This window comes from Flavobacterium sp. LAR06 (assembly GCF_041946075.1).
In the GTDB taxonomy this organism is placed as follows: Bacteria; Bacteroidota; Bacteroidia; order Flavobacteriales; family Flavobacteriaceae; genus Flavobacterium.
The window spans coordinates 183,838-208,610 of sequence record NZ_JAUTYT010000004.1 but is presented as its reverse complement, the minus strand read 5'-3'; the positions used below and the strand labels follow the sequence as shown (position 1 = coordinate 208,610).

Below are 24,773 nucleotides of genomic sequence, written 5' to 3'. Positions count from 1 at the left end.
AATTTTAGTAAAGATACAAATTAGTCGTTAAACAAACCTTTCATAATGATTTTCAATCCGTAAAAAATCAAAAACATAGCACTTAAACAAGCGACAATCCCAATTCCTAAAACTAAATAATGCCAATTTGTATGCTGATTCATAAAAGCATTATAAATCAACGAAGGACCAATAAATAGTAGAGGCAACGAACCTGATAAATATTTAATTCCTTTTCCTAATAATTCTTTATTTGTTGCCATTTGTTTTTGTTTCAAGTTTGAAAAGTTTCAGGTTTCAAGTTGATCAACTTTGCGAACCTTGCGTAAAACCTTGCGAGCTTTGCGGTTAAATATTTTTACGCATTATAATTATCAACAGCATTTCTCACACTGCCATATTTTTTCAATAATTCAGACGCCTCATCATACGAAACCGGAATTTCGCCCATAATCATTTTCACACCACGATCGACCAATTTGATGTTGCTCAACTGCATATCGACCATTTTGTTTCCTTTCACTTTTCCAAGTTGAATCATCGCTGCAGTCGAAATCATATTTAAAACTAATTTCTGAGCTGTTCCGGCTTTCATTCTCGAACTTCCGGTAACGAATTCTGGTCCAACCACAACTTCAACTGGAAATTGCACTGTCAAAGCCAATGGGCTTCCGGCGTTATTAGTGATGCATCCTGTAAGAATATTATTTTGATTGCAAGTTTCTAAACCACCAATTACATAAGGTGTAGTTCCCGAGGCAGCAATACCAATTACAACATCATTTACACCAATATTATTTGCTTGTAAATCGATCCAGGCCTGTGTTGCATTGTCTTCGGCGTTTTCTACGGCACGACGAATCGCAGTGTCACCACCCGCAATAATTCCGTTTACCAAATCAAAAGGAACGCCAAAAGTAGGAGGGCATTCTGAAGCATCAACAACGCCTAAACGGCCAGAAGTTCCGGCTCCGATATAAAAAATTCGTCCGCCTAGTTTTAATTTAGCAACAACCTGAGCCACTAAAGCTTCAATTTGTGGTATCGCTTTTTCAACTGCATTCGGGACAGTTTTGTCTTCATTATTGATATTGGTAAGCAATTCATGAACCGACATTTTTTCTAAATGTTCGTATTTTGATGCTTGTTCTGTAGTTTTTGTAAAGGTCATTTTTCGTAGTTATAGAATAGCCCAAAAATACTCATTTTTATTGCAATTTTTAAAACCTTTTTAAAACAACTAAAATATTATATTTGTTGAATAATCAAAAGAAGGAATGGATAAATTAGGCTTTTTAGATGGCATTGCTCGGATTGCTGTTTTTGTTTCATTACTGTTGGCATTTTTTTTACTTACAGTAAAAACGGAAAATAAATTAGCCAATCGATTATTTGCCTGCTTTATTATTTTTTCAGGAATTGATTTCAGTGGACTTCTAGCTTATTCTTTTCCAGAGGAATATGTAGATTTTGAGATTTTGAGAAGTACAACATGCTTACTGGAAATGCCTTTGATTTATTTGTATGTTTTAGCGGTGTGTTATTCTGACTTTCGATTAAAATGGAAGCATCTGATATACACACTTCCTTTTGTTGTGATGAATTTGGTATTGATGCCAAGATTTTATTTTCAATCTGGAATTGAGAAAGAGCATTTTTTGGCTAATTATAGCCAAATGCCTGAAATTTACTTTTTTCAAATTTTAATTGAAATTCAATATTGGTTTTATATTATCAGCGTTTTTTTAATTTTGAGGAAATACCGAAAAATTTATCTCGAAAATTATACGAATCCCAGTACTTCGACTTATAAATGGCTTTTTCAGATGAACTGTGTTTTTGTAGTAATGCATTGTATTACCGCTTCAAAAAACTTATTGCGTTATACAGCATCAAGAGAGACTTTTCTTTGGGGAAATGTTTTTATGGTAATTATGGCGTTGTGTGTAATATGCTGGTTTGTAATGAAAGCACTAAATCATCCTGAACTTTTTAGAGGAATTAATTCTAAATTAAAGCTAACGAAAGACATTCTTCCCCAAAACAATGAAAATCCAATTGAAGTAAAAGAACATCAGGATGAAGTTGTTGATACTCAAATCTTGACATTGAAACAATATATGGCTGAGAAAGAACCTTTTCTGGATCCGTCGCTTACGATTCAGGAATTGGCAAATCAAATTGATATTCCGGTCCGGGATTTATCCGTTTTGATTAATCATAAAATGGATCAGCACTTTTTTGATTTTGTAAATGAATATCGAATCCAAAAAGCAATGAATATTTTAAAAGATGAGTCTAAAAGGGAGCTTACCGTTTTAGAAATTTTATATGAAGTTGGTTTTAATTCAAAATCCTCATTCAATACTTCTTTTAAAAAATATACAAATCTCACGCCTACAGCTTATAGAAATGCAGTATAATAAATCAGTAATCAAAAAAATAAATGGATATAGATAGCTTTTTGAGCGTTATGGGCCGGATGTCAGTTTTTGTTTCATTATTGCTGGCATTCTTTTTATTCACTGTAAAAACCCAAAATAAATTAGCAAATAGACTATTTGCTTCTTATTTACTATTTTTTGTAGTTGATGATATTGGAATTTTTATGAGTGAAGCTTTCATTAAAGATTATCTTAATTTAGAATTTTTCAGATGGACTACTTGTGCTTTGGTACTTCCTATTTTCTATCTGTATATAATCTCCGTTTGTTTTGCGGATTTTCGATTAAGAACCAAGCATTTGCTTCATGCAATTCCGTTTGTATTTATAAATGCAGTTTTTATAAGCAGCATCTATTTTTTAAATGATGTAGATAAAATGCAGTTTTATGAGCAGCGTAGTCAAATGCCTGAATTTTACTTTTTGCAGTTGATGTTGGCTTTGCAAATTGTATTGTACAGCATTGGAGTATTTTTAGTTTTAAAAAAGTATAAAGAAATATATCGGGAAAATTATACTAATCCTAAGACTTCTATTTTTAAGTGGCTGTTTCAAATATCGACTGTGTTTTTTAGTTTGTATTATTTATCAATAGCTAAGAATATTTTAAGATTTACTGATTTTGAAGTACTATGGATTTGGGCAAATGTAATCATGCAATTTTTAGCCTTAGTAGCAACTTGCTGGTTTGTGTTAAAAGCATTGAATGATCCTGAACTTTTTAGAGGTATAAATTCTAAATTGCAATTAACAAGAGATATTCTTCCTAAGGAAAATGAAAGTGCTGTTGAAACAAAGGAGCTTCAAAACGATTTAATTACAGCTCAGATTTCGACATTAAAAAAATATATGGCCGAGAAAGAACCTTTTCTTGATCCGTCGCTTACCATTCAGGAACTCTCAAATCAAATAGATATTCCGGTTCGTGATTTATCCATTTTGATTAATCATCATATGGAACAACATTTTTTTGATTTTGTAAACGAATATCGCATTCAAAAAGCCATGGGTATTTTGAAAAATCCCTTAAAAAAGGATCTTACAGTTTTAGAAATTCTCTATGAAGTAGGTTTTAATTCTAAATCGTCTTTTAATACATCTTTTAAAAAATACACTAATTTAACGCCTACAGCATACCGAAACGCTTCATAATAAAGGTTTTGTAAAAAGTCGTACGCCATGTTAAATAAAGTCGAACTAATTTCCTAAATAGAAATTGGTTCGACTTTTTTTTGTCGGTCGCCTTCTTAAAATTTCTAAGGCAACTTTGCTTCAAATTAATCGAACAAGTTAAAATTAGAAATTATGAAAAAAGTTAACCTCTTTATTTTTTTACTATTGCCTCTCTTTTGTTTAGCACAAACATCCTTTAAATTAAATGGAAAAATTGCCGATGAAAAAACACCGGTAGCATGGACAGATGTCGAAATTTTAAATCAAGACGGAAAAATTATAAATGGAACAACAACAAAAGAAGACGGAAGTTTTGAAGTGATTTTGAATAAAGGTTTCTACAGAGTCAAAATTAATGCAGCGGGATATTCTGAATTTGAGAAAGAAATTACCGTTGAAAAAGATATCAATTTAGGTTTGATTATTTTAAAGGATAATGTAACCAATTTGGGAGAAGTGGTCATTCAATCCAAAAAAAGTACAATTGAACAAAAAACAGATCGTTTGGTTTATAATCTTGAAAATAATGTAACAAACGTTGGTGGGGATGCTTTGAGCGCCATAAATACTGCGCCAGGCGTTGTAGTACAAAATAATGCTATCAACATATTAGGAAAGGGGACTTCTCGTGTTATGATTGAAGGAAGAATGATTGAATTAACTGGCGAAGAACTTAATAATTTCTTGAAATCTATTTCGGCAAGTGATATTAAAAATATTGAAATTATAAGTAACCCTTCATCAAAATATGAAGCCGAAGGAACTGGCGGACTAATCAATATTATTATGAAAAAAGGAGCTCGTAATTCCTGGAAAAATACAACTACAGCTTCCTATGACCAAAATAAATATGGAATTTATGCTTTAAGGAATAATTTCTTTTACAATAAAAACAAGTTTAGGGTTTCAGCCAGTATCAATGCAAAAACAGGTTATAGAAATATTAAGGAAGCTCTTGATATGTACTTTGTTGAAGGACCTTCGAAAATGAAGGCAGTAACGAAATTAAATGAAGATAACTTATCTGGAAAAGTAGCTTTAGATTATGATTTGTCAGAAAAAACAAGCATTGGATTTCAATTTTTAAAAGATAAAAGCAATCCTGATTTTGACTCAGATATTAGAATAGATCAGTATAATACTCAAAATCAATTAGAAAGTTATGTAATTAATGAGAGCTTTTTAGACCGAAAAACGGGTAATCAAACTTATAATCTGCATTTGATTACAAAACTGGATTCTCTAAACCGAAAATTGTCTTTTGATGTGGATTATTTTGATTATGATTCGAAATTCGACAGAGATTTTATAGCAAACAATTATGCATCAGATGGAACTTTTGTGGATGTAAATCAGGCGGGACGAAATATTTCGAATCAGGATATTAATAATTTGAGTTTTAAAGCTGATATGGAACATCCGCTTCAGGCGCTAAATTTATCTTATGGAGCAAAAATGAGTTTTACAAAAAGCAATAGCGATGTGTTTTTTTTTAATACAATCACTGGAACTCCGGTATTAGACACAAATCAATCAAATCAATTTGAATACACCGAAAACAATCAGGCGGTTTATCTTAGTGCGGATAAAAAAATCAATGAAAAATGGAATTTTCAAGCAGGACTACGATTAGAAAATACACAGACAAATGGCTTTTCAAAAACTTTAAATCAGGAAACTGTAAATAATTATTTTAAATTATTTCCAACTTTTTATACTTCTTACCAGAAAAATGAAAACAATAGCTTTAGTTTTAATTATGGAAGGAGAATTAAAAGACCAACTTTTTCTCTGTTAAATCCGTTTCGAATTTATATCAGCAGTAACAGTTATTCAGAAGGAAATCCGTTTTTAAAACCTTCTTTTAGTGACAATTTTGAGTTTGTACATTCTTATAAAAAAATATTGAGAACCAGTATTTATTTGAATTCAGTATCTGATGGATATGGCGTCATTTTTACTGCAAATCCAGAAACATTGACACAGGTGGTATCGAGAGAGAATTACTTTAAAGGCCTTAATTATGGAATTGGAGAAACGTATTCAGCCACATTTGCAGATTGGTGGGAGAGCGAGAACTCTTTGTATTTTTTAGGCTCAAATATTAAATTCATAAAAGATATTAATGCCACACCAGTAAATGGTCTTGAAGTCGATTTTTCGACCAACAATACATTTTCACTTGGCAAAACGAGTAAATTACAAATAGATTTTAATTATACTACGCCTTATAAAAGCGGTTTGTATGAAACAGGATATACATCAAGTTTAAATATTGGTTTTAAACAAGATTTGTTAAACAAAACCATGCAGATTGCCTTTTTAGTAAATGATATTTTTAATACGTCATATTTAAAAGATGATGTTTCGATTGTAAATGGTGTAAAACAAGTGTATACCCAAAATGAAAGCAACCGATTTGCCCGATTATCTGTAGTTTATAATTTTGGAAACAAAAAAATTAATGTGAGCGAGCGTACTTTAGGAAATCAAGACGAAAAGAATAGAGCTAGGTAAATTAGATAATTGAATTATGAAAATGAGAAATCGATACGTTCTTTTGTTTTGTTGCGTGAGGGAGATATGAGGAAGCTACCGAATTAGCCTGGATAGCCCGACCAGATTTGCGAAAGGCGCACATAAGCGGTTTGTTAAATAGCGCCTTTTGTGAATATGGGCACGCCCTAATTATAATACGAATGCCAATAGAATACCGAGAACGATCATGGAAACTTTAGCAACATTAAATTTGTGTCCTTCACTGCTTTCAAAAATAATAGTCGATGAAATATGGAATAGGATTCCGATAACAACGGCTGTGATTTCAGTGTAATATTTGTTTAAAACAGGTAAATATTCGGAGGCGATTGTACCAAGTGGCGTCATAATGGCGAAAGTCAGCATGAAGGCGAAAATGGCTTTTTTGTTCAGACTTGCATTGATGAAAAACGTGGTTAGAATCACGGCAATTGGCAAATGGTGAATCGCAATTCCGAGGGCTAAACCATGATGATGACTTACAGGGAAACCCTCTAAGAAGGCATGGATACACAAACTGATAAAAAGCAGCCACGGAATCTGTGACATTTGTGCGTGCCCGTGAACGTGTCCGTGTTCGGCTCCTTTAGAGAAAAATTCAAGAATGATCTGGAATAAAATCCCGACCATTATGAATAAACCAATATTGTGATTGTGTGATTCGTAAACTTCAGGCAACAAATGCATGACAGTTAACGATAATAAAAATGAACCGCTAAAAGCAAGCAATAATTTTAGATTGGTTTTGTTTTTTGGTTTTATAAATAAAGCCACAGCATAACCTAAAAGTACAGAAAATAAGGGTAGTAAATAGTTCATTTGTTATTTTGTGTAATCGTTGATTTGTTTAATCGGTTAATTGTTTTTTTTGCTTAGCGTTTAAACGGTTAAACAATTAAACGATTCACCAATTTATTTAAAAATCATGATTAATCGTTCGCTTTCGGTTTTATGAAATTTTTTGAGTTTGTAATCTCCAAAAATATCCAATAGAAAAATTCCGGCTTCGGCCATTAATTCTTCAAAATCTTTTAACTTTAAAGCTTTTACTTTTTCGGTAAAATGATATTTATGTCCTTGATCTTCAAAATCAATTTCTTTAAAAATATGTCCGTCTTCAACATATCTTTTGATTTTAAAATCGATTCCGTCAACGGTTTTTACTTCTTCTGGAACTAAAGTTTCGATTACCTGAGCCACATTCATAAAGTCAATTACGGCAAAACCATATTCAGATAAACTTTCTTTGATGGCTTTTAAAGTCGTAAGATTGTCATCATCGCTTTCGAAATAACCAAAACTGGTAAACAAATTAAAAATAGCATCGAATTTTTCTTCGAATGGCTCGCGCATATCGTGCACTTTAAAATGCAGGGTTTCGTTGCTGTTTTTGCTGGCCTCGGCAATACTGTTTTCAGACAAATCGGCGCCTAAAACATCAAATCCAAGTTGGTTTAAATAAATAGAATGACGTCCTTTTCCGCAGGCCAAATCTAATACTTTTGCTTTTTCAGGAAGATTTAGGTAATGCGTAAGATTATCCATAAAAATCTGAGCCTCACGGTAATTTCGGTCTTTATAAAGAATGTGATAATAAGGAGTATCAAACCATGAAGAGAACCAGTTTTCGGTGTTACGCTCCTGATTTGGTGTTGATGAGTTTGGTGCTTCAGACATTTATTCTATTTCAATTAATTCAAAGTACCGCAAATTTAGTGTATTTTTGCCGAAAAATAACTATTTCGCGAGGGGTAATATGCCTTTGCGATTGGAGTTGTTTTTTTAAACAAAAATAAAGATGGAAGAAAATTTTAGAATGATAGCCAAATGTTTTTTTGGTTTTGAAGAAATATTAGAAAAAGAATTACGTGATCTTGGTGCTCAGGATGTCGAAAAAGGAGTGAGAATGGTAAGCTTTAAGGGCGATAAAGGTTTTATGTACAAAGCCAATTTATCGTTGCGTACTGCACTTAAAGTTTTAAAACCAATTTATTCGTTCAGAGCAAACAACGAGCAGGCATTATACAAAGGAATTTCTGGTGTAAACTGGTCTAAGCTTTTAAATGCTAACCAAACGTTTGTAATTGATGCGACAGTGCATTCGACTTATTTTAATCACTCTGAATTTGTTTCTCAGAAATGTAAAGATGCGATTGTGGATCAGTTTAGAGAAAGAACAGGTCAGCGTCCGAGCATTGATAAAGCTTTTCCGGACTTAAGAATCAACGTTCATATCGATAAAGATCAGGTTTCGGTTGCATTGGATACTTCAGGGAATTCATTGCACCAACGTGGTTACAGAACCGCTACGAATATTGCACCAATCAACGAAGTTCTGGCAGCAGGAATTTTAATGTTATCAGGTTGGGAAGGGCAAAGTCATTTTTTAGATCCAATGTGCGGATCCGGAACATTTTTAGCGGAAGCTGCTATGATTGCTTGTAATATTCCAGCGAACATCAACAGGAAAGAATTTGCTTTCGAAAAATGGAAAGACTGGGATAATGATTTATTTGATCAGATTGTAAACAGTTTGATGAAAAAAACAAAGGAATTCCACTATACGATAAAAGGTTTTGATAAAGCACCAAGTGCGGTAAACAAAGCTAAGGATAATATCAAAAATGCTAATTTGGACGATTACGTTACCATTTCAGAAGATAACTTTTTTGATACTGAAAAAGCGGTTGAAGGAAAATTGCATATGGTTTTCAATCCTCCATACGATGAGCGTTTGGATATTCATATGGAAGAATTCTACAAAAACATCGGTGATACTTTGAAGAAAAGCTATCCGGGAACAAACGCCTGGTTTATCACGGCAAATCTTGAAGCATTGAAATTTGTTGGACTAAAACCTTCAAGAAAAATCAAGCTTTTCAACGCAAGTTTAGAAGCACGTTTGGTAAAATACGAAATGTACGAAGGAAGTAAGAGAACGAAATTTCAGGTCTAAGGTTCTAAGATTCTGAGATACTAAGATGCTAAGATTTTTGCTTTGCATTTTAATATTTTTCATAAACAAACAAAACAAATTATGGTTCAGTAAATTGAGTTTCTAAATGAAAACTTAGAAGCTTAGAGTCTTAGAACCTTAGCAACTCAAAAGAAATGACAAAACTACAAGTAAGAGGTTTTTTATATCAATTAGGATGTTTCGCGATTTTATTTATTGCGGGCAGATTTGTAATTGCAAACTATACACAATTAACGGGAATCTGGATTCCGATGACGGCTTTTATAGTGGCCACTTTGATTGCGCCTAAATTTCAGGCGGTAAAAACGAAAGATGGCGAGAAGCTTTTCATGAAATGGATTTTTATAAAGGGAATTAGAGAAATTGGATAACTAACTATTTTTTATATGAGGAAAATTGGACTTATAGGCGGTATTAGCTGGGTTTCTACAGCAGACTATTACAAACTTATAAACGAAGGAATAAACGAAAAAATGGGAGGATTGAACTTCTCAGAATGTTTGATTTATTCGTTCAATTATTCTGATATAAAAAAGAATAACGAAACCAATAATTGGGATTCGACTTTTGAAATGCTTTTTAAAGCTTGTCAATTTTTAAAATCGGGCGGGGCAGAAGCGATTGTTTTATGTGCCAATACCATGCATCTTATTGCAGATCGATTAGAAGAAGCTATTGATTTGCCTCTTATTCATATTGCAACGGCTACTGCTGTTGAAATTGAGAAACAAGAAATCAAAAAAGTCGGCTTATTGGGAACTAAGTTTACAATGGAACTCGACTTCTTTACGGATAAATTGAAAGCAAAAGGAATAGAAGCGATCATTCCGGAAAGTCAGGAAGATAAAGATTTTATTCATACTACAATTTTTGAAGAACTAGGGAGAGGACTAGTAACTGAAGAAACAAAAAAGCGTTACTTAGAAATTGCTAATAAATTAATCGAAAGAGGTGCTGAGGGAATAATTTTAGGATGTACTGAAATTCCGTTAGTAATTTTGCCAGGAGATCTTTCTGTTCCAATTTTTGATACGACTTTAATTCATTCAAATGCTGCGGTTCAATTCCAGTTATCATAATTTAATAACATACCATAAAAAAGCCCCGAATTCATGAATCCGGGGTTTTTGTTTTATCTGTAAAAATTACTTTTTAGGAGTTTCTTTTTTGATTATAGGAATAACTGTTTTCTTCTTATAAATTGGAATGAAATAAGAAACGGTATAATTAAATCCGATTCCGAAACTTCCGTCATAAGTTCTGTTGAAACCAGGTATGTAAAGATTGTCGAAACCATCTGGTTTCGTATTAGCAACCAACATTTTTAGTTGAACGCCAAAACCTACAAACACGTTATTAAAAACTTGCGCTTTTATTCCCATAGCAACTTCAAGCCATCCGGCTGTAAGGCCATTATATTTTTTGTCAGCAATAATTGCAGGCTGTTCTCCCCAATATGGGTTTGAATTATAGATTTTATAACTGTTTAAGTCCTGACTAAAAGTACTGAAACCTCCTCGTAAACCTATTGTGATTAAGTTTTCCATGTCAAGCCAGTTTTGATACAAATTATAATCAAAACCTCCTTTAATATACGTTCCTGTCGCAGTCGAATTTAATCTGTCGTCGTCTGTCGTTTTATCCTCAAATCCAAGCTCTGCAGCAATGTAGTATTTTTTAGTTAAACGAAAGTCTCCAGTAATTTCGATTCCTTTATAATCTTTGTCATAAAGACCACGTGTCAATTTATACAAATCAACCCCAACACGAAGACCATAACGATCCGTTTTTATACTGTCTGGCTTAGCAGCAGTTTGCTGAAGTTCCGGTTTGACACTTTCCGTTTTTGGTTTCGCGGGAACAGTTTCTTTTGTTACTGTTGTAGTTGATGTTTCCTGGGCCTGAACCAAAACCATTGAAAACAATAAACAACTACTAAAAAAATACTTTAATGTGTGTTTCATTTTCGTTTTCAATGTTAGGATTTATTACAAAAACTTCCTGCATCCAAAGTCCGTTCCCGTCTGTATCACTTTGAACAAAAGGAACGCTTAATGGAGGGCTTGTTGAGAGCGGGTCTAGCGTAAATGTGGTTTTAAAACCACAAGCTCTGGAAACATATACATCATTATGCGTATAATTGATTTTTATAGCATCAGTGTTTATGGCAGCAGGATTATCATTTTGCGAATCTAAAACAAAAGTATAAGTTGTTGAAAGTGCATTTGTTTTTAATGGAATAGAAATAGTACTTCCGTTAGCTAAATATTTTGTTGTATCAGTTGCAGTTTCATTAAAAATAATTCCGGCCTTTTCACCTTCACCAATAACCATTAAATCAGTTACATTTTGAAGTTCGCTCGGGCTATTGATTTTATAAAATGTAAATACTAAACGCGGAGTTGTTGGAGTATCTGGATCACAAATATCATCTTTCTCGCAGCTCGACAAGCCAAAAGTAAAGACTAATAAAAGAGAAATTATTTTTTTCATTTATAAATTGTGTTATCTAAGTTCTAAAAGTACAACATTTTCGACATGGTGCGTCTGCGGAAACATATCAACTGGTCGAACGCGGGTAACTTTGTATTTTTCATCCATTAAAGCAAGGTCTCTCGCCTGTGTAGCCGAGTTGCAACTTACATATACTACTTTTTTAGGAGCAATTTTAAGGATTTGATCAATAACAGCTGCATGCATACCATCTCTTGGCGGATCTGTAATGATAACATCCGGTTTTCCGTGTTGTGCAATGAAACTTTCATTGAATACTACTTTCATGTCTCCAACAAAAAACTCGCAATTGGTAATATTATTGCGTTCTGCGTTTGCTTTAGCATCTAAAATAGCTTCAGGAACACTTTCTACACCAATTACTTTTTTTGCTTTTTTAGATACGAATTGAGCAATTGTTCCTGTTCCTGTATATAAATCGTAAACCGTTTCATTACCGGTAAGTCCGGCAAAGTCACGTGTTATTTTGTACAATTCATAAGCCTGGTCAGAATTGGTCTGGTAAAAAGATTTAGCATTGATACTGAATTTTAAACCTTCCATTTCTTCAAGAATGTAATCTCTGCCTTTATATAGTTTAATATCCTGATCGTAGATGGTGTCGTTTTGTTTTGAATTTACAACATATTGCAATGAAGTAATTTGTGGAAATTTATCGTAAAGATGATCTAAAATCAATTCGCGATTTTTCTTGTCATTTTCAAAAAACTGAATCAGAACCATGATTTCACCAGTCGAAGCAGTACGAATCATGAAAGTTCTTAACAAACCTGATTGTTCTCTCGGGTTAAAAAAGGCTAAATTATGTTCGTTAGCAAAATCTCTGATTTCGTTTCTGATGGCATTTGAGGGATCTTCCTGTAGATGACATTTTTGAATGTCAAGGATTTTATCCCACATTTTAGGAATATGAAACCCTAAAGCATTTCGGTTACCTAAATCCTCAGTGCTTCCAATTTCTTTTTCTGTTAACCAACGGCTGTTAGAAAACGAAAATTCCATTTTATTTCTATAGAAAAATTGTTTTTCTGAGCCCAAAATAGTTTCGAATTCAGGAAGCTCCACTTTTCCTATACGCTGCAAGTGGTTTTTTACTTCATTTTGTTTGTAATACAACTGTTGGCTGTATTTCATATTTTGCCATTTACATCCCCCACAAACGCCAAAATGTTCGCAAATTGGTTCAATGCGATGTTCTGATAATTCGTGAAATTTTACGGCTTTGCCTTCATAGTAGGCTTTTCTTTTTTTGAAAGTTTGTACGTCAACTACATCACCCGGCACTACATTCGGAATAAATATTACTTTTCCGTCTGGAGCCTTAGCTACTGATACTCCTTTTGCTCCAGCATCAAGAACCTGGATTTGATGAAAGACAACTTTGTCTGTATTTTTTCTTCCCATAGCGCAAAAATAAGGGTTTGTAAACTTTTATAAATTTAAATTTCAAAATATTTTATCAAATTGTTGAATTTATTAGTTTAATTAAGTTTAAAAGTTAACTTTGTTTTTAGTATTATCCCTAAATTCTACATTTCTAACCAGTCGTTTTTGTTATGTTTTTATGAATTTGTATCACAATCTTTCACAAATAAACTTTCTGAAAAAAAGTTATGCATTCAAATTTCTGTTTGTTGCCTTCATAGGTATTCACATTCCTTTAATCGGAATTTTATTTTTTGTGCTATTTTACTCGCATAATGTTTCGCCTACATCTATTTTGATTTTTTCTTTAGCAATGACTTTGTTGGCGACTGCAATAACGCTATTGGTATTGAATCAATTGATAAAACCTATTTCAAAAGCTTCAAAAGCATTAGATGATTATAGAAGTAGCAGAAAACTTTCTGTTTTGCCTACTGAATATACTGATGAAGCAGGTTTGTTAATGTGTAATATTCAGGAATCGATATATGAAGCAGAAAGTTTTATAAACGAAAAACAAGATTTGATTTATATGCTTTCGCATGATTTGAAAAATTTCGCAGGAAACCCACAAGGACTGGCAAAATTGATTCTTAGCGAAAATCCTTCAGAATCAATTAAACATTTAGCCGATTTAATTTGTGAATCTACCAATTTGCAATTTCGCTATATCGAGAATTTTATAAAACTGTTAAAAGAACAAGATCAGGTTGCAAAATTTAATCAGGAACCCCGGGAAATAATATTTCCTAATATTTTACCTTTTATTAATGAGCAGATTGAGCAACGTTTAATTGATAAGAATATTAAATTAAGTCTGAGTTTAGAAACGGAATCGGCAGTTCTTAAAATTGATGAAGGTTTATTGATTCAGGTAATGGTCAATCTAATAAGCAATGCGGTGAAATTTTCTTATTTTGACAGTGAAATTAAGGCCAGAATCTATAAGGAAGACTCAAAATTGATATTTACAGTGGTAGATAAAGGAATTGGTTTTGATAAAAATCAGATTGAAGAATTGTTTAAAAAATTCACCAAAATGAGCCGGTTAGGAACTGCAAATGAATCTTCAACTGGAATAGGGCTTTATTTATGCAAGAAAATTATTGAAAGAAATAAAGGGACTTTAAGTGCTGCCAGTGAAGGTAAGAACAGGGGTGCTGAGTTTAAGATTGAATTTGATATTTAATTCTCTCTCTTTTTGATAAGCTCATAATTGACAATAGTAAAAAAGTAAAAACATAAATCGGCTGCTATTTTTCCAAAAATAATTCCGAAAAAATAATTCCCAAATAAAATGGGCATCCAGTACATGCAAAAAGGACGAATTACCAAAAAGTCTAAAAATGCCGGATAGCCAAACTCTAAGACTAAATTTTTCAACAGTAAAAGAATTTCCTTCGAAGTTGTTACTTTATGTAGTGCTTTATTTTGCTTTGCAAGTTTTTTATAAGCTGAAATAAAAATGACACTGTAAAAAGCCAAATATTCTGAAAAAGTTATAATATAGGCTGTTGTTAATCCATTATAAATTTTACTAAATAAAGAAGCAGTAAGTGCGGCACTAGTACTTGCTAATTCAGCATATTTGTAACGATCAAACCATTCTTTAAATTTAGATTTTTTTCGCATTTTTTTTAAGTCACTACGTTTCTGAGTCTCTAAGGCACTAAGTTTTGTCAGATTTTGATTATTCTATCTTTCTGACTCAGAATTTTAGCACCTATGATTACTTTTCAGACGGTGTTATGTAAGAAAGTTTAGGTTTTCCGTCAACACATTCAACTCCTGCAGGAGGTGTTACAACATCGCAAGTTGATACTACGCTCCATTTTTTATTAAAAGCAGTCTCTGCATCTGTATAGGCTTTTGCCTTAGCGAGAAATTCAGTTTTGTCGATTTTTTTTGAATAAGCAATATAACCTGCAGATCCGCCACAAGCTTTAGAACCAATTGCAGTAAAGTCCCATCCATCAGAATCTGTGCAAAGCTCTGAATTAACTTTAGAAAGCGAAAGTATTTCGCGATACATCTTTCCTAAATTTTGATAATCTCTTTCTCTGTCAGCACTATCATCGTTGCTGCACGAAAAAAATACCAGACAAATTGTACAGATAATAAAAGTCAGTTTCTTCATGGTTAGTGAAATGTTAGGTTGTTTTATTATCAGATGCTTTAATAGGAAAAAGGTTGCGTTAAAAAGAGACTAAGTTTCTGAGCCTTTACTTTTTTAGATTTAAGTATCATAATAAAAAAAAACTTAGAATCTTAGTGCCTTAGAACTTCAGAACCTTAGATTACCATAAATGATGTACCGAAGGTTTTATATATTCTTCGTAAATCGCGTTCATGGCTTTAATTTTTTCCGGAGTTAATTCAGGTAAATCATAAACCGATAAATTTGACATAACATGATTTGCTGTAGAAGCTCCGGGAATAATACAGCTGATATCTTGAAAATTCAAAATCCATTGTAAAGCAATAGGAGCAAGATTACTTGCTTCAGGAAATAATGCTTTAAGTTTTTCAACAGCTTCTAATCCTAAATTGTAATCGATACCTGAAAAAGTTTCACCTTTATCAAAAGCATCTCCATTACGATTAAAATTGCGATGGTCTTGTGGTTCAAAAGTCGTTTTGGCATCAAATTTACCTGTTAAAAGGCCACTTGCTAAAGGAACTCGGGCAATGATTCCAATGTCTTTTTTTCTGGCTTCAGAGAAGAATAATTGTGAAGGGCGCTGACGAAATAAATTAAAAATAATTTGTACCGTCGTTACATTCGAATATTCAATTGCTTTTAGAGCTTCTTCGACTTTTTCGACACTGACACCAAGATTTAAAATTTTCCCCTGATCTTTTAAGCGATCAAACATTTCAAAGATCTCAGGTCTGTAGTAAACTTCAGTAGGAGGGCAGTGCAGCTGAATTAAATCCAGTGTTTCTAAATTCATTCTTTTCAAACTGTCTTCAACAAATTTCTGAAGGACTTTTGGTTGGTACCCATCATTAACATGCGGATTAATTTGACGGCCGCATTTTGTGGCTACATAAATTCGTTCGGATCTTGAACGCACAACTCTTCCTACAGCAGTTTCGCTTAAGCCGTTTTCATAAACATCTGCAGTATCAATAAAATTTACACCATTATCAATTGCAGCGTTTAAAAGTTCGTCTGCTGTTTTATTATCAAAAGCCGATCCCCATTTTCCTCCAACCTGCCAGGTGCCAAGTGAGATTTCTGATATATTAAAGTTTGTTTTTCCGAGTTTTCTGTAGTTCATGTTTTTAAGTTGCTAAGGTTCTGAGATGCTAAGATTCTAAGTTTTTTTAGTTATGAAAGCTATGTTTTAGGGCTAATTTTTTAAGTTTCTAAAATCTTAGCATCTTTTTTTTAATCAAATAAATCCGAAGAAAGATATCGATCGCCGCGATCACAGATAACGGCTACAATAACGCCAGATTCTAGTTGCTCAGCTATTTTTAAGGCTACCGCAACAGAGCCTCCACTGCTCATTCCGGCAAAAACACCTTCTTCAAGCGCTAATCTTTTGGTCATTGCTCTGGCTTCTTCTTCGCTTACATCAATAACAGTGTCAACTTTTGAAGCATCAAATATTTTCGGTAAATATTCCTGAGGCCATTTACGAATTCCGGGAATTTGAGATCCATCACTTGGTTGCGCCCCTATGATTTGGATCGCCGGATTTTTTTCTTTCAAATAAGTCGAAGTTCCAATGATTGTTCCTGTTGTTCCCATTGCCGAAACAAAATGCGTTACAGTTCCTTCAGTGTCATTCCAGATTTCCGGACCAGTGGTTTTATAATGCGCTTTCCAGTTGTCATCATTAGCAAACTGATTTAACATCAAATAACCGCCTTCTGCGACTTTTTTATCGGCATAGTCACGTGAACCAATAATTCCTTCGCTAGCAGGTGTTAAAATCACTGTAGCGCCATAAGCGCGCATGGTTTGAGTTCTTTCTTTTGTAGAATCTTCCGGTAATACCAATTCAATCTCTATTTGAAATAATTGAGCAATCATGGCAAGGGCAATTCCGGTATTGCCACTTGTTGCCTCAATTAATTTATCTCCTTTTTTAATGTCACCTCTCTCAAGTGCAGATGCAATCATGTTGTAAGCCGCTCTGTCTTTTACGCTTCCTCCGGGATTATTTCCTTCAAGTTTCAGCAAAAGCTTTACGTTTTTATTTTTAACCAAATTGACAGTTTCCATTAATGGAGTATTTCCAATTAGGTTTAGCAATTTCTGTGGACCCATTTTATTTTTTTTCTTTTATTTTAACTTCAGTTGTTGTGGTGTTCAAAACGATAGAATCTGCGGGTATAGATTTGGTAATCCAGGCATTTCCTCCAACAATACTATTTTTTCCAATAATAGTTTCGCCTCCCAAAATTGTTGCATTGGCATAAATACATACATTTTTTTCTACTGTAGGATGTCGTTTTGCGTTTTTCATTTCTTTGCTTACACTCAAAGCTCCAAGCGTAACACCCTGATAAATTTTTACGTGTTTTTCGATAACGGTAGTTTCTCCAATTACAATTCCGGTAGCGTGATCAATAAAAAACGGCGAAGCAATTTTAGCACCTGCGTGAATATCAGTTCCGGTAATTCTATGTGCATATTCGCTCATTAATCTTGAAAATAATAATAAATCAAGCTGATACAGTTCATGACTTAATCTGTAAATGGCAATCGCATAAAAACCTGGGTAACCTAAATACACTTCGTCAATGCTGTTTGATGCAGGATCATTTTCTAAAATATATTCGGCATCCTGATTTAATTTTTCCAAAACTCCAGGAAGTTTTTCCAGAAAACGATCCCAAATAGATTCGCATAAGTTTTCTGGTTTTTTACAGGCTAAAACCGCAATTTCCTTAAAGCGTATTTCGAGTTCGTCGATGCTTTGATCTAAGGGTGCATTTGAATCAAAAAGGGTATAGAAAAGCTTTTCCGTAAAATCTTCTGTTTTAGTTTTGATTCCGTAGTTAATATTGGAATGGCTTTTTAAAGCTTTTATATTTTGTATGATGAGATTTCTAGACACAATTATAAAAATTGAATGGATAAATTTGAAACGTTAAAAGTAAGGTGTTTTTTGTAAATAGAAGTACGAAATGCCTAAAGAAATTTTGTTCTGAGAATTCGATTTGTGATAATTAAAGGAATTTTAGAAACATAGGAATTATGTTATTGCTAAAAAGTTAAATGCTTAAATTAGCCAGTAAATTTTATACAAATGAAAAACAATTCGACTTTTAAAAGTGCTATTTCTAATCGTGAATTTCCGGAAAGTGAGAAAATTTATGGAAAATCAATACATGACCCTGTTTTAGGGCTTATTATTAAAGATTATCCATCATTTTGTGATACTGATTGCATTGGGGTTCAGGAATTAAATGTGTATCGACAAAAATACATTTCTAATTATTTATCTGCAGAAATGGGTGCACTGTCAGATCTGGAAAAAAATGTAATTACATCTTTAAAAGAAGATAAATCGATAGTAAGCATTGTTGAAGATGAAGAAGAAACAAGAAGTTTTGGTCAAAAAATAGCAGATAAGGTGGCTGATTTTGGCGGAAGCTGGACTTTTATCATTTCGTTTTTAGCTTTTATTGTAGTTTGGATTGGTTCGAATGTTTATATTTTGGTAAACAAAGGTTTTGATCCGTATCCGTTTATTTTGTTGAATTTAATTTTATCCTGTATAGCAGCTTTGCAAGCTCCGGTAATTATGATGAGTCAAAATCGTCAGGAAGAAAAAGATCGCACTCGAGCAAAAAAGGATTATATGATCAACCTGAAATCAGAATTAGAGATCAGAATGATTCATGATAAAATTGATCATTTGATCATGCATCAGCAACAAGAATTAATTGAAATTCAGAAAGTGCAAATCGAAATGATGAATGATATTTTGAATCAGATCAAAAAATAATTCTTACAAAAACTACAAATAGAAATGTTTGTAATAATATCCGCCAAGCATAAAAACGATATTTATGATCGCCATATTCCAGGCCATTTTTTTTCGGGTCTGCGATTTATTTAAAAAATAAAAAAACAAAAAAATAAAAAATAAGAGGGTCGAGTAGAGTGCCGGATACATCTTAAAAGCGGCTAAGAATTCACCTTTAAAAAGTAAGAATACAGAACGCTGAAAGCCACACCCTAAACACTCAATTCCGAAGAGTGTTTTGAACAGACAAGGCAGCATATATTTCTCTAAAACCACAGCGTTTATTTTTTACAATTTTACAAAAAAAATATTGATAACAATTCAGGAGTTGGAAACTGCTATTTTAAAGTTTCATACTTTTGAACTCTTATACTTAAATATATGAAAGCTTTTAAAATTTTAATAATGATTCTTGCGATTTCGGTTGCGTTATATGAGCAGGTGTCAGAAGAAAAAAATGTCTATATAATGGTAGTTGCAATTGCAGTTTTCATGTATGGAATGATGCAGTTAAGTGCAAAAACACCAAGTAAAAATCAAGATAAAGAGGAGCAGGATGTTGACTAAAGGAGATAAGGTTTCAGTCTTAGACGAGGCCATAAACGGAATAGTGGTTTCAGTGAAAAACAATGAGGTTTTGATTGAAACTGAGGATGGTTTTATGATGACATTTTTTGTCAATGAATTACTTAAGATTCAGGATTCCAGTAATTTAATGAATTCTATTAAAAGAATTGATTTAGATGCTGTTTCAAAAGAGAAAGCAGAGCCGAAAGCAAGGAGTTTTGTGAAAGAAAAGAAAGATAAGCGCGAAATTTCGGCTCCTGAATTTGATTTGCACATCGAAAAACTGGTTCCAAATAAACGCGGAATGTCTAATTATGATATTTTGACTTTGCAAATAGAAACAGCAAAAAGACACATAGAATTTGCGATCAGAAACCGAATTCCAAAAATCGTTTTTATTCACGGTGTCGGCGAAGGAATTTTAAAGGCAGAACTTGATTTTTTATTGGGCCGTTACGACGGAGTAGATTTTCAGGATGCCAATTATCAAAAATATGGCTTAGGTGCAACAGAAGTTTATTTTAGGCAAAATATTAAATAAGAGTAATTTTTGCATATTGAATAGCTGTTTTATAAGCATAAAAAAACATCCGTTTTTCTTTCTGAATTTGTAATGAAATCAGTTTTGAAAAGTGGATGTTTTTATAAGAATTTAGATTTGCTTTTTAATGCTAGATATAAGGTTGTGTTTTATGGTGCAATAGTTGTTACTGTTCCTAATATAAAATTAGTTGCAAGTTTAAAAGTACTGTTGTCTTTTGTGAGTGTTACGTTTTTAAGTACAATCTGATGTTTAAAAACCTTAAGACTAGATGTTGTGGTAACTTCGATTATACCACTTACATTTGCAACTCCTGCTACACCTACCCACGTATCTTTTACAGTTGGATTAGTTGGTGTTTTTTCCAGACAATAATAATTTTCATTTGCAGCTAAAGGAAGGTTACCATTATAGGTTCTGTAATAAAGATTGTTTGTTGTAGCATTCAAATTAATAAGACTTGTTCTCGGTGTTCCAGTTGGAGTATCTTCGTTTTTGATTAAATTTGCTCCATCAAAATTTTCAATAACCAATGAATTGGAAGTATTATTATTGAATACTTTTTTGAATTCAGGGCAATACTTTGCATTTTCAGGTTCTAAGAAACTCACAACTACGGCATCAACATTGGTGAGAAAATCCCCAAAGACGTATTCCGGTTGAACTTGTTCTGGTTGATTAGGTTTTAGAAAGGTAATGTTTCTGAAAATAATATTGTGGTTGTAGCCTATAATTTCAGTATGACCATCGGCTGGTGCGGGTGTTCTATAAACTTCACTAGTTCTAATTTCAATTGTTCCACCTGGCTTTGCTATCCATTCCTCGGTAACATTAGGTGTCTTTGGAGGTATTGAGCCACAAATGTTTTCTTGTGCAACGGTACCATCATAGGCTCTATACACAACACGGTAATCTTTGTCATCAATTGTATAAGTTAGGGGATCTGCACCTTCTAGTGTTGGTTTGTTAAGAATTTTGTTCGGAAGCATGTTCAATAATAATGATTCCTGAGGTTTTAATTTATAAATTAAAGTATTGGTAAGAGGGTCACAACTTGCCGAAGTGACATCTTCAAAATCGATCGTATCAACTGTTAAATCACCATCATCGCAACCGTTTAGTAATAGAGCGAATAATAGAAGGCTTGCATATTTTTTCATTGTAAATTTTATTTGGCTCAAAAATAGTGAAAAATTTGGCAAATGATATTTAAGATTTGACAATTGATATTTCTTAACTTTGCAGTAATGAAAAAAGTATATCTCGATAACGCCTCAACAACAGCGATGCGTCCTGAAGTGATTCAGGAAATGACTAAGGTTATGACGGAAGATTTTGGTAATCCATCTTCTACACATAGTTTTGGACGAAATGGTAAGACTATTTTAGAGCTTTCCAGAAAAAGCATTGCTAAACATTTAAATTGCTCTGCCCAGGAAATTATTTTTACTTCTGGTGGAACAGAAGCAGATAACTGGGTTCTTCGTTCAGCTGTAGAAGATTTGGGTGTGGAGCGCATTATTACTTCTAAAATCGAACATCACGCAGTTTTATATACTGTTTTAGCATTGCAGTCTGATTATAATATTCAGGTTGATTATGTAAAAATAAACCATGATGGAAGTATCGATCTAACTCATTTATCTAATTTATTATCTGAAGAAAAAAAGACTATAGTAAGTTTGATGCATGTTAATAACGAAACCGGAACTATTTTAGATTTGGATCGAGTTGGTGTAATCTGCAAGCAATATAACACTTTATTTCACTCAGATACTGTGCAGTCAGTTGGTAAAACTGAGATCGACCTGCAAAAAACTACAGTTGATTTTATAGTGGCAAGTGCACATAAATTTCACGGTCCAAAAGGAGTTGGTTTTGCTTTTGTTCGTAAAAACTCGGGTTTACAGCCTTTGCTTTTTGGAGGAGAGCAAGAAAAGGGTCTGCGTGCTGGAACCGAAGCAGTACATCAAATAGCTGGAATGGCTAAAGCTTTGTCTGTTTCTTATGAAAATTTAGATGTAGAAAGAAAATACATTTCCGACTTAAAAATGTACCTGATAGAACAACTTGAAAATCATTTTCCAGATTTTAGAATCAACGGAAAAAAAGAAGATTTTTACAATATCATAAATATCATTTTGCCTTTTTCTTCAGAGAAAACTTCAATGTTGTTGTTTAGCTTGGATATGAAAGGAATTGCTGTTTCAAGAGGAAGTGCCTGCCAATCCGGAAGCATAAAGCCTTCACATGTATTAAAAGAAATGCTATCGGAGACGGATTTAAAATTACCAAATCTCCGAATTTCATTTAGTCATTACAACACCAAAGAAGATATTGATTGGCTTATTGAGAGTTTGAAAACTGTTTAAGAGGTGTAAAGGCTCAAATAAAAAGAGATTCAGAGGTTTTTTGCAGATTTTAATAATCTAAAATCTGCAATCTAAAATTACTTACGTATCACTTTCACCTGCGAATCATTCGTCAGTTTTATGATTGTAGAGGGTTTTCCTGCAACTTTATCATGATATAAATTCACAACATAATCAACTCCTTTCACAATTTCAGGATTGATATCTTTGAATGCAATTGGAGTTGGTTGTCCTGAAATATTAGCCGAAGTTGAAACTAAAGGTTTTTTCATTCGTTCTAATAATTTAAAGCAAAAAGGTTCTTTTACTAAACGTATTCCAAGAGAGTTATCTGCTGCAATGATATTGGCAGCCACATTTCTTGGTCCGTCTAATATTAAAGTAGTTGGTTTTTCAGATAAATCTAAAATCTGCCAGGCAACTTCTGGAATGTCTTTGAAAACATTATACATCATTTTTTCTCCATTCATCAAAACAATCATGCTTTGTGTTTCGGCACGTTGCTTTAATTTGTAGATTTTTGCAACAGCTTCTGGATTTGTTGCATCACAACCAATTCCCCAAACGGTATCAGTAGGATAGAGGATAATTCCGCCTTCTTTAATAACTTCGTAAGCGTTATGGATTTCAGTGTTTATGTCTTGATTCATAATTTTAGAAATATTTGATTAAAATGAAACAAATACTATAAGGTGTGAGTATTAATAATATCGACTATCTTTTTTAAAGTTTCCGTCGGAATTCCTACGTAAAGCGGTAAACACAATATTCGGGAAGCAATAGCTTCTGAAATTGGCATTTCATCTCCTTTTATATATTCAATTGTGTTTAAGGAAGGATAAAAGTAGCGTCTTGGCAGAATGTTTTCTTGCAGTAATGCTACCTGAACTTTAAATAAAGTAGTTTCAGAATCAAAAATTAAAGGATAATAGCTATAATTCCATTCCGTATTTTCTCTTATTTTTATAGTACTTACAGTTTTGAAGTCTAAATTTTCATTATAAAAATTCACTACTTTTTCCCTTTCAGTGATAATATGGTCCATGTACGGAAATACAGCCAGACCCATTGCTGATTGTAGCTCAGAAATCTTTGCATTAATTCCTAACCCATGAAATTCTAATGGGCCGTTATGGCCAAAGTTATGGCTATAAAATAATTGATGATAAATGTCTTTGGTATTGCAGAACATTGCACCGCCCTCGCCAGTATGAAATAGTTTGGTCGCATGAAAACTACAGGTGCTTACGTCTCCAAAGTTAAATACTGATTTATTGTTGTATTTCACCCCAAAACAATGCGCTGCATCATAAATGACTTTTAGGTTGTGTTTTTTTGCAATACTTTCAATAGCCTCAATATTACATGGATTTCCAAAAACATGAGTGGCTAATATAGCAGTTGTTTTTGCTGTTATTGCGCTTTCTATTTTAGTCTCATCAATAGTTAAATACTCTGAATGGATATCGACAAAAACAGGTGTGCAATTTTCCCACACAATGGCTGCAGAAGTTGCAACATAAGAAAAAGGTGTTGTGATGATTTCTCCACCTTTACCAAATAATTTTAATGCAATTTGAATAGGAATTGTACCGTTATTTGTAATTATCAGATGAGAGACATCAAGATAGTTCTTTAGTTTGTCTTCTAATTCTAAGGTAAGTTCACCTCGATTTGTGAGCCAAGCTTTATCCCATGCACGTTTTACAAAAGAATTGTATTCTTCTTGTGGTGGTAAAAAGGTTTTGGTTACAGGAATCATTTAATTATTTGATTAGTGAGTTTAATTTACCTTAAAAGGGCAAACTATTGTTATATTTGTGGGGTAAAAATAGGAAAAGAAACCTTAATTTTCGACATAAGTGCTCATTATAACTATATGTGGAAGAATATTAGTAACCGACATGTTTGAATGACAGTATTTTAAGATCATTTTTTTCTTACCATCAAATGAATATTTTTTTATTTGATTTTTTTATAAAACTAAATTTAAATAATAAACTCAAAATAATTTAAGAATACTATGGAAATCAACACTTTTTTGCGAAATTTTGCAGACATTTTAGATGATACGGACGCGGCATTAATTACACAAGAAACTGTTTTTAGAGATTTAGACGAGTGGAATTCATTAACTGCACTTTCATTAATTGCTATGGCTGATGAAGAATATTCTGTGAAATTGACAGGAGATGATATTAAATCTTCTAACTCATTAAACGATATTTTCGAAATCATTAAAAATAAAGGATAA

Annotated in this window: 28 protein-coding genes; 12 read left to right on the top strand and 16 right to left on the bottom strand. The window is 32.9% G+C overall.

Annotated elements, in window-relative coordinates:
• Positions 1-20: 20 nt before the first annotated feature.
• Complete coding sequence (locus Q7C23_RS07780) at positions 21-242, bottom strand: DUF6095 family protein (RefSeq protein WP_017498392.1); 222 nt, start codon at positions 240-242, stop codon at positions 21-23.
• A gap of 95 nt (positions 243-337) precedes the next feature.
• Positions 338-1,150, bottom strand: coding sequence for an N-acetylmuramic acid 6-phosphate etherase (murQ, locus tag Q7C23_RS07775; RefSeq protein ID WP_375031972.1), 813 nt, complete (start codon positions 1,148-1,150; stop codon positions 338-340).
• Between the two features lie 106 nt (positions 1,151-1,256).
• Here murQ and Q7C23_RS07770 point away from each other — a divergent pair, with 106 nt between their 5' ends.
• The 3 genes from Q7C23_RS07770 to Q7C23_RS07760 all read left to right on the top strand — a co-directional run bounded on the left by Q7C23_RS07770 (position 1,257) and on the right by Q7C23_RS07760 (position 6,112).
• Positions 1,257-2,402, top strand: a complete 1,146-nt coding sequence (locus Q7C23_RS07770; protein WP_375031971.1) for a helix-turn-helix domain-containing protein — start codon at positions 1,257-1,259, stop codon at positions 2,400-2,402.
• A gap of 23 nt (positions 2,403-2,425) precedes the next feature.
• Positions 2,426-3,574, top strand: coding sequence for a helix-turn-helix domain-containing protein (locus Q7C23_RS07765; protein WP_375031970.1), 1,149 nt, complete (start codon positions 2,426-2,428; stop codon positions 3,572-3,574).
• Between the two features lie 153 nt (positions 3,575-3,727).
• Positions 3,728-6,112 carry a TonB-dependent receptor domain-containing protein gene (locus Q7C23_RS07760; protein WP_375031969.1) on the top strand — a complete coding sequence of 795 codons (2,385 nt, stop codon included), beginning with the start codon at positions 3,728-3,730 and terminating at the stop codon, positions 6,110-6,112.
• Positions 6,113-6,283: 171 nt separating this feature from the next.
• On the opposite strand, the gene Q7C23_RS07755 is transcribed toward Q7C23_RS07760, so the two are convergent.
• On the bottom strand, positions 6,284-6,952 hold the full coding sequence (locus Q7C23_RS07755) for a ZIP family metal transporter (RefSeq protein ID WP_375031968.1): 669 nt from the start codon (positions 6,950-6,952) through the stop codon (positions 6,284-6,286).
• A 93-nt stretch (positions 6,953-7,045) separates the two neighbouring features.
• Positions 7,046-7,810 carry a class I SAM-dependent methyltransferase gene (locus Q7C23_RS07750; protein ID WP_375031967.1) on the bottom strand — a complete coding sequence of 255 codons (765 nt, stop codon included), beginning with the start codon at positions 7,808-7,810 and terminating at the stop codon, positions 7,046-7,048.
• A 121-nt stretch (positions 7,811-7,931) separates the two neighbouring features.
• Here Q7C23_RS07750 and Q7C23_RS07745 point away from each other — a divergent pair, with 121 nt between their 5' ends.
• The 3 genes from Q7C23_RS07745 (at position 7,932) to Q7C23_RS07735 (ending at position 10,189) form a co-directional block, all read left to right on the top strand.
• Positions 7,932-9,089: a class I SAM-dependent RNA methyltransferase gene (locus Q7C23_RS07745; protein WP_375031966.1), complete on the top strand. Its 1,158-nt coding sequence runs from the start codon at positions 7,932-7,934 to the stop codon at positions 9,087-9,089.
• Positions 9,090-9,244: 155 nt separating this feature from the next.
• Positions 9,245-9,481 carry a hypothetical protein gene (locus Q7C23_RS07740; protein ID WP_056185923.1) on the top strand — a complete coding sequence of 79 codons (237 nt, stop codon included), beginning with the start codon at positions 9,245-9,247 and terminating at the stop codon, positions 9,479-9,481.
• Positions 9,482-9,496: 15 nt separating this feature from the next.
• Entirely contained in the window at positions 9,497-10,189 is a 693-nt protein-coding gene (locus tag Q7C23_RS07735; protein ID WP_375031965.1) for an aspartate/glutamate racemase family protein, read from the top strand.
• 66 nt (positions 10,190-10,255) lie between these two features.
• Here Q7C23_RS07735 and Q7C23_RS07730 read toward each other — a convergent pair whose 3' ends face one another.
• From Q7C23_RS07730 to rlmD, 3 genes are read right to left on the bottom strand one after another with little or no spacing between them, the layout of a single operon-like run.
• Positions 10,256-11,074 carry a DUF6048 family protein gene (locus Q7C23_RS07730; RefSeq protein ID WP_375031964.1) on the bottom strand — a complete coding sequence of 273 codons (819 nt, stop codon included), beginning with the start codon at positions 11,072-11,074 and terminating at the stop codon, positions 10,256-10,258.
• Entirely contained in the window at positions 11,046-11,603 is a 558-nt protein-coding gene (locus Q7C23_RS07725) for a DUF6452 family protein (RefSeq protein WP_375031963.1), read from the bottom strand. Before Q7C23_RS07725 ends, Q7C23_RS07730 begins: the two co-directional genes overlap by 29 nt.
• A 12-nt stretch (positions 11,604-11,615) precedes the next feature.
• On the bottom strand, positions 11,616-13,028 hold the full coding sequence (rlmD, locus tag Q7C23_RS07720; RefSeq protein WP_375031962.1) for a 23S rRNA (uracil(1939)-C(5))-methyltransferase RlmD: 1,413 nt from the start codon (positions 13,026-13,028) through the stop codon (positions 11,616-11,618).
• A 316-nt stretch (positions 13,029-13,344) separates the two neighbouring features.
• Here rlmD and Q7C23_RS07715 point away from each other — a divergent pair, with 316 nt between their 5' ends.
• A complete protein-coding gene (locus Q7C23_RS07715; protein ID WP_375031961.1) occupies positions 13,345-14,238 on the top strand; it encodes a sensor histidine kinase in 894 nt (297 codons plus the stop codon).
• On the opposite strand, the gene Q7C23_RS07710 is transcribed toward Q7C23_RS07715, so the two are convergent.
• From Q7C23_RS07710 to Q7C23_RS07690, 5 genes are all read right to left on the bottom strand, one after another.
• Entirely contained in the window at positions 14,235-14,681 is a 447-nt protein-coding gene (locus tag Q7C23_RS07710) for a hypothetical protein (RefSeq protein WP_375031960.1), read from the bottom strand. The two genes, Q7C23_RS07715 and Q7C23_RS07710, sit on opposite strands and share 4 nt — an antisense overlap.
• Before the next feature lie 97 nt (positions 14,682-14,778).
• Complete coding sequence (locus Q7C23_RS07705; protein ID WP_375031959.1) at positions 14,779-15,186, bottom strand: hypothetical protein; 408 nt, start codon at positions 15,184-15,186, stop codon at positions 14,779-14,781.
• Positions 15,187-15,346: 160 nt separating this feature from the next.
• A complete protein-coding gene (locus tag Q7C23_RS07700; RefSeq protein ID WP_375031958.1) occupies positions 15,347-16,333 on the bottom strand; it encodes an aldo/keto reductase in 987 nt (328 codons plus the stop codon).
• Positions 16,334-16,443: 110 nt separating this feature from the next.
• Positions 16,444-17,331 carry a cysteine synthase CysM gene (gene cysM, locus Q7C23_RS07695; RefSeq protein WP_375031957.1) on the bottom strand — a complete coding sequence of 296 codons (888 nt, stop codon included), beginning with the start codon at positions 17,329-17,331 and terminating at the stop codon, positions 16,444-16,446.
• A 1-nt stretch (position 17,332) separates the two neighbouring features.
• On the bottom strand, positions 17,333-18,124 hold the full coding sequence (locus Q7C23_RS07690; protein WP_375031956.1) for a serine O-acetyltransferase: 792 nt from the start codon (positions 18,122-18,124) through the stop codon (positions 17,333-17,335).
• Positions 18,125-18,316: 192 nt separating this feature from the next.
• Between Q7C23_RS07690 and Q7C23_RS07685 the strand changes: the two genes are divergently transcribed.
• On the top strand, positions 18,317-19,018 hold the full coding sequence (locus tag Q7C23_RS07685; protein WP_375031955.1) for a DUF1003 domain-containing protein: 702 nt from the start codon (positions 18,317-18,319) through the stop codon (positions 19,016-19,018).
• Positions 19,019-19,030: 12 nt separating this feature from the next.
• Here Q7C23_RS07685 and Q7C23_RS07680 read toward each other — a convergent pair whose 3' ends face one another.
• Complete coding sequence (locus tag Q7C23_RS07680; protein WP_228519012.1) at positions 19,031-19,297, bottom strand: DUF2752 domain-containing protein; 267 nt, start codon at positions 19,295-19,297, stop codon at positions 19,031-19,033.
• A 123-nt stretch (positions 19,298-19,420) separates the two neighbouring features.
• Here Q7C23_RS07680 and Q7C23_RS07675 point away from each other — a divergent pair, with 123 nt between their 5' ends.
• Positions 19,421-19,606, top strand: a complete 186-nt coding sequence (locus Q7C23_RS07675) for a hypothetical protein (protein WP_375031954.1) — start codon at positions 19,421-19,423, stop codon at positions 19,604-19,606.
• Positions 19,596-20,147, top strand: a complete 552-nt coding sequence (locus Q7C23_RS07670; RefSeq protein WP_375031953.1) for a Smr/MutS family protein — start codon at positions 19,596-19,598, stop codon at positions 20,145-20,147. Before Q7C23_RS07675 ends, Q7C23_RS07670 begins: the two co-directional genes overlap by 11 nt.
• Positions 20,148-20,296: 149 nt before the next feature.
• Here the strand turns inward: Q7C23_RS07670 and Q7C23_RS07665 are convergent, their stop codons facing one another.
• Positions 20,297-21,307, bottom strand: a complete 1,011-nt coding sequence (locus Q7C23_RS07665; RefSeq protein WP_375031952.1) for a hypothetical protein — start codon at positions 21,305-21,307, stop codon at positions 20,297-20,299.
• Positions 21,308-21,394: 87 nt separating this feature from the next.
• Here Q7C23_RS07665 and Q7C23_RS07660 point away from each other — a divergent pair, with 87 nt between their 5' ends.
• Entirely contained in the window at positions 21,395-22,519 is a 1,125-nt protein-coding gene (locus tag Q7C23_RS07660) for a cysteine desulfurase family protein (protein ID WP_375031951.1), read from the top strand.
• Between the two features lie 77 nt (positions 22,520-22,596).
• On the opposite strand, the gene Q7C23_RS07655 is transcribed toward Q7C23_RS07660, so the two are convergent.
• Both Q7C23_RS07655 and Q7C23_RS07650 read right to left on the bottom strand, forming a co-directional pair.
• A complete protein-coding gene (locus Q7C23_RS07655; RefSeq protein WP_375031950.1) occupies positions 22,597-23,169 on the bottom strand; it encodes an L-threonylcarbamoyladenylate synthase in 573 nt (190 codons plus the stop codon).
• A gap of 35 nt (positions 23,170-23,204) precedes the next feature.
• Positions 23,205-24,281, bottom strand: a complete 1,077-nt coding sequence (locus Q7C23_RS07650) for a DegT/DnrJ/EryC1/StrS family aminotransferase (protein ID WP_375031949.1) — start codon at positions 24,279-24,281, stop codon at positions 23,205-23,207.
• 261 nt (positions 24,282-24,542) lie between these two features.
• Here Q7C23_RS07650 and Q7C23_RS07645 point away from each other — a divergent pair, with 261 nt between their 5' ends.
• Complete coding sequence (locus Q7C23_RS07645; protein ID WP_089352348.1) at positions 24,543-24,773, top strand: phosphopantetheine-binding protein; 231 nt, start codon at positions 24,543-24,545, stop codon at positions 24,771-24,773.